Source organism: Actinomadura sp. CNU-125 (assembly GCF_001942465.1).
Lineage (GTDB): Bacteria > Actinomycetota > Actinomycetes > Streptosporangiales > Streptosporangiaceae > Spirillospora.
The window spans coordinates 64,529-71,242 of the sequence record NZ_MKJY01000066.1 but is presented as its reverse complement, the minus strand read 5'-3'; the positions used below and the strand labels follow the sequence as shown (position 1 = coordinate 71,242).

Annotated in this window: 5 protein-coding genes and 1 pseudogene; 1 reads left to right on the top strand and 5 read right to left on the bottom strand. The window is 70.3% G+C overall.

The window, feature by feature from the left end; translation table 11 throughout:
- Positions 1–345, top strand: a pseudogene (locus BJF79_RS50750) (hypothetical protein); the annotation flags it as partial.
- A gap of 139 nt (positions 346–484) precedes the next feature.
- Here BJF79_RS50750 and BJF79_RS09525 read toward each other — a convergent pair.
- The 5 genes from BJF79_RS09525 to BJF79_RS09505 form a co-directional block, all read right to left on the bottom strand.
- On the bottom strand, positions 485–964 hold the full coding sequence (locus BJF79_RS09525) for an MFS transporter (RefSeq protein WP_262401767.1): 480 nt from the start codon (positions 962–964) through the stop codon (positions 485–487).
- Positions 965–973: 9 nt separating this feature from the next.
- On the bottom strand, positions 974–1,402 hold the full coding sequence (locus BJF79_RS09520; protein ID WP_262401763.1) for a hypothetical protein: 429 nt from the start codon (positions 1,400–1,402) through the stop codon (positions 974–976).
- Complete coding sequence (locus tag BJF79_RS09515; protein WP_075896354.1) at positions 1,399–1,641, bottom strand: hypothetical protein; 243 nt, start codon at positions 1,639–1,641, stop codon at positions 1,399–1,401. The genes BJF79_RS09520 and BJF79_RS09515 overlap by 4 nt, the downstream gene beginning before the upstream one ends.
- Before the next feature lie 150 nt (positions 1,642–1,791).
- Entirely contained in the window at positions 1,792–3,975 is a 2,184-nt protein-coding gene (locus BJF79_RS53050) for a hypothetical protein (RefSeq protein WP_075896352.1), read from the bottom strand.
- Between the two features lie 975 nt (positions 3,976–4,950).
- Positions 4,951–6,501: an NlpC/P60 family protein gene (locus tag BJF79_RS09505; protein WP_158079134.1), complete on the bottom strand. Its 1,551-nt coding sequence runs from the start codon at positions 6,499–6,501 to the stop codon at positions 4,951–4,953.
- Positions 6,502–6,714 lie beyond the last annotated feature (213 nt).

Below are 6,714 nucleotides of genomic sequence, written 5' to 3'. Positions count from 1 at the left end.
ATGAAGAGCTACGGCCGCGCCCCGACGTTCCTGATGGCCACCGGATACGAACAGGTCCGCTCCATCGCCGCCGCACTCGCCGGGGACCGCGAAGCCGCCGACACCCTCCAGCTCGACCTGCCCGAGACCGGCGTGTGCTCCACCGACCTGATCACCGAAGACCAGCTCCCCGGGACGCAGGACAACGGGGGCTGCGGCACCTCGTGCTCCACCGAAACGGCCCCCCAGCCCACCGAGCAGGAGCCGGCGTCCTCCTGCTGCGGCACCCCGGAACCGGTCACGATCGGCGCCGGAGCACCGGCCGGGCTCGGGTTCGCCACCGGACGCGTCCGCGGCCACCCCTGACCCCGTTCGTGAATTCCACGAGCCGAATGCGGCGCGCCAGGAAGAACTGCCCAGAACGGACGCGGGAAGAAGGACTGTTGGGTTCCGGCTCTTCCGTCGCTAACCACCTGGACAGACCTCTCTTCGCGGCTCGATGGCCTCATGAAGCGGGTCGGTCGGTGATCCAGCGAGCGGCGAGGATGCCGGAGGCCGCGGTGAGGACGGCGGCGCCCAGGGCGCCGGCGGCGTAGCCGATATCGCGCCAGAACCGGTAGGTGCCGAGCGCGTTGGCGCGCCAGCTGGGGTGGGCGTGGTCGGACACCGAGGCGATGAGCGCGGGATAGACCATGGCGGTGCCGATGCCGAGCGCGACGGCCGACAGAACCCCCGCCAGCAGCGGCCGGTCAAGCAGGGCGAGGGCGAGGGCGAACCCGGCGGCTTGGACGAGCATGCCGGTGACGATGAGGGGTTTGCGGCCGATGCGGTCGGCGAGGTGCCCGGTGGGGATTTGGCCGAGGCCCCACAGCAGCGGGTAGAGGCCCTTGATGAGGCCGACGGCGGCCAGGCCCAGGCCGTGGTCGGTGAACAGCAGGGGGAACACGCCCCCGGTGAGGCCGTCGTTGAGGCTGAGGCGAGCAATCGCTTCGGTTCAGGGAAGAGGTTCGATCTCCAGGCCCGGCACCACCGCGCGGAGGCGAACGCCCCGGTCGGTCAGGACTGGCCATCGGCGGCGGGTGGCGACCTCTGCCACGTGGGCGGCGCACACGTCGAACTCGGGCCCGGCGGCTTCGAGCATCTCACCGACCGGGCCGGCCTGGTGGATGTCGAGCGTTTCGATGACGGTGTGGCCGAGCTGGGCCAGGACCGACAGGCCGAGCCGATTCTTGTCGGGCAGACGGGCCCAGGCTTCGGTGACGGCGGTGGTGGGGACGGCCCAGATCAAGCCGGTGGTCGTGGAGTGGCGGGCGAACGCTTGCGCGTACAGGGTGCGACCGGTCACCAGGTCGATAAGGGCGGAGGTGTCCAGGACACGGCCGTGCACGCCCGTCGGGATTGTGGCGGGGGAAGGGTCGGTCATGAGGCGCGGCGCACCGACCGGCCGTACTTGGCGGCGATGTCGGCGTCGGCCTCGGCCAGCAGGCGGTCATCGCCGGGCTGCTTGGGCTGGCCGGTCGCACGGCGGGCCCAGGCGTCGGCGCGGGCCTGCTCGGGCGTGTCCTGCGGCGGACCCCACAGATCCTGCAGCGCCGCCAGTCCCTCCTCGCGGGACATCCGGCCCGGCTGCACCTGACTCAAGACATCAATCGCGTCGGACATGATCCTGAGTCTACGCCGCTGGTTCCTCGGCTTGGCCTGCCTTACTCGTTTCATGCGCGATCAAACTCGAACGAGCTGGGCGGGGCTGGATATTGGGGGTGGCGCACCGGGCCGCGACCTCAGCCCCGGGTGCGTCACCTGTCCGACCGGTCATGGCCGCTCGGGGGCGGCACCTTCGGGCACTGAGTGTCTGTCCAGCGAGCCGCTTTCCCCAACGGTTTGGGTCGCCTCCTTTGGAGTCTTGGTGCCGTTCACGTCGGCTAACTGGCCGGTGACGGTGTCGTTGGTCAGGTGGAGGTGATTCAGTTCGTTTTCGTACTCGGCTTGTTCGGCGGCGGTTCGCTCGTCGGCGGCCAGGCTGATGTGGGCGGCTCGGATCTCTGCGCGGACATCGTCGGGGATCTGCGGCCGGGTGGTCGGGGCTCGGGCAGAGTGGATTTCGTCCAGGAGGGCTTCGACGTCGGGTGGCCGGGCGAGGTCGCGTTCGGTGATGGGGCGCAGGCGTGGGGGCGGGACGAGGCTTCTGGGAGCCGGGGCGAGGCGGTGGCGGTCGGCGCACGGGCCGTGTGCTTCCGTCGCGTCTTGGGCGGTGATGCCGAGGAAGGCGTGCCACTCGGCGCGATCGGTACGGTGGCCGGCCAGCTGAGTCTCTGCGTCTGCTCTGCCCTTGTTCCAGGTCGCGATCTGGTCGAGGTCGGCGGTGCCGCGTCGCCAGCCGCCGTCGGGGCCGCGTTCGGCGAGCCCGTAAGCGGCGAGTTCGGCGAGGGCCTGGTACGCCGTGCTGCGGGGGAGGAGCGCAGCGGCCGCCAAGTCGGGGGCCGCGATCTCGTGGTTGGTCAGGGCTTCGTAGGCGAACGCGGCGCCGCGTGTCAGCGGGCGGAAGGCCGGATGGATGGCTTCGATGCGGCCAGGACGCCACGTGCGGCCGGTGGCCTGGGAGAGGATGGAGTCGGGGATGACGAGCTGGTAGAGGTCGGCTCGGACGCCTTGGGCATCACGGACGTGATCGATGAGGGCGTAGGGGCCTCCGCATAGGTCGTGCAGCGCACGGCTGACGGTGGTGTGGTCGACTGCGGCCATGTACGCCAATTGGCGGGTGCCGAACTCGATCTCGGTGCGTCCTGACATCTGGGCGGCCGCGCCTACCGCGCGCAGGATCGCGCGGTAGGTCAAGGCCCGGTTGCCCCACTCCAGTTCGAGGAGCCGCTCGACGATGCGCATGGCGTTCTGCCAGGTGCGGATCTGCTGGTAGGTCGTCAGAGTCCACGGTGCCGGTCGTACTTCGATGGCCCAGGGGTTGCCCGCCCCTCCTCGCCTTACATCGTAAAGATCGGTGGCTTGTTGTGTCTTTCCGTCCGGTGACGGCCGCGATGCTGCACGGCTAACCCCAGCTGCCCTCTCCCCCCGCGTGGGGTTAGACGCACTGGTGTTGCGCCTCTGGACGGGAAACCCCGCTTTTGGCGGGACGGAGGGTGGTGGGGGCAGGTCGGGCTCGGTGGTGAACGCGACGGCTTTCGCCCATTCGGCGTCGAGGAGTGCGTCGTCCCGCCACCAGGCGGCGATCGCGGTCCAATCGCGGGTGAGCCGCTCACGGACGTGCTGGAGCCGCCATCCGCGCGCCGCGGCGCTCGTAAGGATCGCCTGGCGGGCTTCCGAACTGGAGCGGTAGCGGGCGGCGTCCCAATTGCCAGTGCGCGCGGTGTGTTCGAGGTCGGCGCGCAACGCTCCGCGGCCGCCGAGGCGCAGCCGGTACGGCCGTCCATCGAGGTCGAGTTCGATGCCCGGGGCGGCGTCGGGCGCGTCCGGGTGCCTGGCCTCCGAGCCGGACGGAGCGCCGGAGACGGCGTCGAGTTCGGCGGCCAGCTCGACGAGCAGCGCGTCCCACACCGCCGACCCGCACGGACGAGCGCAGATCGCCTCGGCCTCGTCCACGCTGCACGTCAGCGTCATGAAGCCGGTCAGCCGGCCGCCGAGGCTCTTGTGCGGCGAGCCCGGGCCGCGGATCTGCCCGTGCAGGCTCTCCATCGGGGAGGAGTCCACCACCGGGAACCGCGCCGCGAAGGCCCTCACGAGATTGGTCAGCTCGAAGAACCGGATCGGCTGCGCCCACAGCACGTACACGTGCCGCCCGCCCGACGGGCTGACATCGACCAGGCAGCGGCCGCCGCACTCCTCGATCAGCTCCACGATCCGAGTGGCGGCCCGCGCGATGTACGCGGGACGGTCGGCCGCGTCCTCCGGCGGGACGCGCGAGGCGTCCAGGTCGAGGACGAGCAGACGGCTCTTGGCCGTCTCGGCGTCGGCCGTCGGGACGGTCGCGGGCCGGTTCGGCAACCCCGGTTTGATCTCGACCTCGTACCGGTGGCCCGAACGAGAGCAGCGGGGGAACGATCGGCCACCGTCGGGGGAACGGCGCATCAACGGACGCTGCGCGATGAAGGGCACGGTGATGCGCGCCCACGCCCGCGCGGCGACATCGGCTCCCGGGACACGGGAAAGAGATCCGCGTGTCTCCCGCTCATCACCGGGTAGACCTGCGGAAACAGGGGGCTGCAGGGCGGCTTGGTCGCTCTCGGATTCGAGGCGCACTAGGCCGACCTGACGACTACGTGCTATCGTCGGTCTCCATACGTCGGGCACCTGCACGGGTGCCTAACACGCGGTCTCGTTACCGATCGTCCAGAGGATTGGCCGTCATCCGGAGCGAGAGGTTCGAGAACCGTTAAATTGCATGGGGAAGCGCCCTACGGGGCGCTTTTCTCATTCCAGGGGCACCTCCGTCGATGACAAGAGCGTGCCGCCGGGCAGACGTGCCGGACGAGCGGGACGGAGAGTTCGTGGGGACGGTGCGTGAGACCCCGGCGCCTGCGCACCCAATCCTGGGCGTGCGGCCTCAACGGGCGTGTCTGCCGTCCATGGGCTCCGCATAGGAGGTACCCTCAAGACAGCCTCCTCGGTGGGTTTAGGCAATGAACCGATGGGGCGAGCCGAGATCGAGCTTTCCTGCCAGTCAGTTCGATCTCGCCAGCAGCGGCGGCGTGTCGCTGGCCATCGGAGGACCATCCGATGCCCGGCGAGCCGCCGTCGCTGGTTTCTGGAGCTTTTCGCGAGCACCTGGAGGGTGTCCGCAGCGGCCTAGTGGGACCGTACACGTTTCCGGCGCCCCATGGGGCGAGGCACGCCGCTTCGTTCACAGGCTGTGGATAGCGCGACCGGGCGGTCAGAGAGCGTCGGTTCACCCCGCACGGCCGAGGCCGCACCCACGTCTCCGCTCTTCGGGCCGCGCACGCGGCGATCGTCTGCACGGGATCACCCCACGACACGCCGGACGGACGTGAGCTTGCGACGCCAGTCCGCGACCCGGCTGACCTTGACGACGTCCCCGGTCCGGGGCGCCTGGACCAGCAGGCCGCCGCCGATGGCCATGCCGACGTGACCGGGCCGGGCGGCGCTGCCCCCGCTGCCGGCGGTGAACAGCAGATCCCCCGCGGCGATCTGGCCGGACGGGACGGGGCGCCCTTCGTGAACCTGCTGGAACGTCGTGCGCGGCAGCGAAACCCCGGCCTGCTTGTACGCCTGCTGGACGAGCGAGGAGCAGTCGCAGTTCGCGGGGGTCGGCGCCTTCTTGGGGTCGGTGCAGCTGCCTCCGTAGACGTAGGGGGTTCCGCGCTGCCGCAGGGCCCAGGCGACGGCGACCCGCACCTGGTGGGGCGTCCCGGCTGGCAGGCGGAATCCGGCGGGCAGGGTGACCGGGCCCGAAGGCGCGGCGGCGGCCCAGCGGCGCGCGCGAGCCTCGATCTCGCGGACGTAGTTGCGGGTCTCCGTGTACGGCGGGATCCCGCCGTACTTGAGGACCTTTCCCCATCCGGCGTTGTAGCCGGCGAGGGCGAGCTGGACGGGCGTGGCCGAGGACAGGCCGCTGCGTTTCGCCTTGCCGATCAGATGGCACATGAACCGTCCGGCGGCCATGATGCCGTCCGGTGGATCTTTGGGGCTGGTCGTGCCGTCCCCGTCGGCGTCGACTCCCCAGGTCGCCCAGGTGGCAGGAATGAACTGGGCGATGCCTGCGGCACCCGATCGCGGGTTGGTGCGGTCCGGACGGAAGCGGCTCTCCTGGAACAGCTGGGCGGCGAGGAGGACGGCCTTCTCCTCGCGGCACTGGGCAGCCGACTTGATGATCCAGGGCCGGTACTCGGGCGGGACCGCGGCCAGTGCCACGCCGCTGTCTCCGGTCCCAGTGCCGCAGTCGGCGGGCAGCTGGGGCCGGGCTGTGGGCCGGAAGGTTTCGACGGCGTCGCGGACCGTACGCCCGGCCATCTGCTCCCACTGGGAGTACTTGCCTTCGGCGGTGGGCGGGCGGTGGAGGATCTCGGCCAAGACCTCGCCGAGGGGGCGGGTCTGCCAGTCTCCGATGTTCGTCATCGCGCGGTAGAACAGGTTGGTGGCGCCGACCGGGTCATCGACCTGGTCGCGGGTTCCCCAGTGGTCGGGACGCATCCCGTACAGGCCGCTGCCGCCGTCTCGGGTCGCGGTGGTGTCGTTGATCAGCTCGCTCTCCGCGAGGGCAGCAGCGGTGGCCAGGACGAGCGCGCGCGGTGGCAGGTTCCGGCTCAGGCCCACTGCGGTGATGAGAGCCGCGATCTCCTTCTGGTCGTCGTTCAGGACCAGGTATGCCTGGTCGCCCTGCGGGTCTAGGGGGATCTCGAACCGGTGGTCGTCGGTGGGGCGGCCACCGGTGGGCGGGAGCGTGCAGGCGGCGGCGGTGGCGGCCATGCCACCGAGGCCGGCGGCGAGCGGCAAGGCGAGCATCGTCAAGACGGGGAGGAGTACTGCGGTGAGCGCCCCCTTGCCCTTCTTCACCGCGCCCCTCCGGTCCGTCCGCATTGCCCGACATTGCTCGTTGAGATTCCCATTGCCAGTTCGAGTGACAGGCATTTAACGAACTTCTGCTAGCCACCGCGAACCGAACCTCCTCTGCACATCGTCATAATGCTTGTGACGCACTGTGACTGATGTTATGACTGCGTCCCGCTGATTAAATCGCATTCGCTGTCGGTTCGCACCGCGCCTACG

Excerpts from the sequence above, each read along its gene's own strand:
- BJF79_RS09520 (WP_262401763.1), bottom strand. The coding sequence starts at position 1,402 with ATGACCGACCCTTCCCCCGCCACAATCCCGACGGGCGTGCACGGCCGT.
- BJF79_RS09515 (WP_075896354.1), bottom strand. The coding sequence starts at position 1,641 with ATGTCCGACGCGATTGATGTCTTGAGTCAGGTGCAGCCGGGCCGGATG.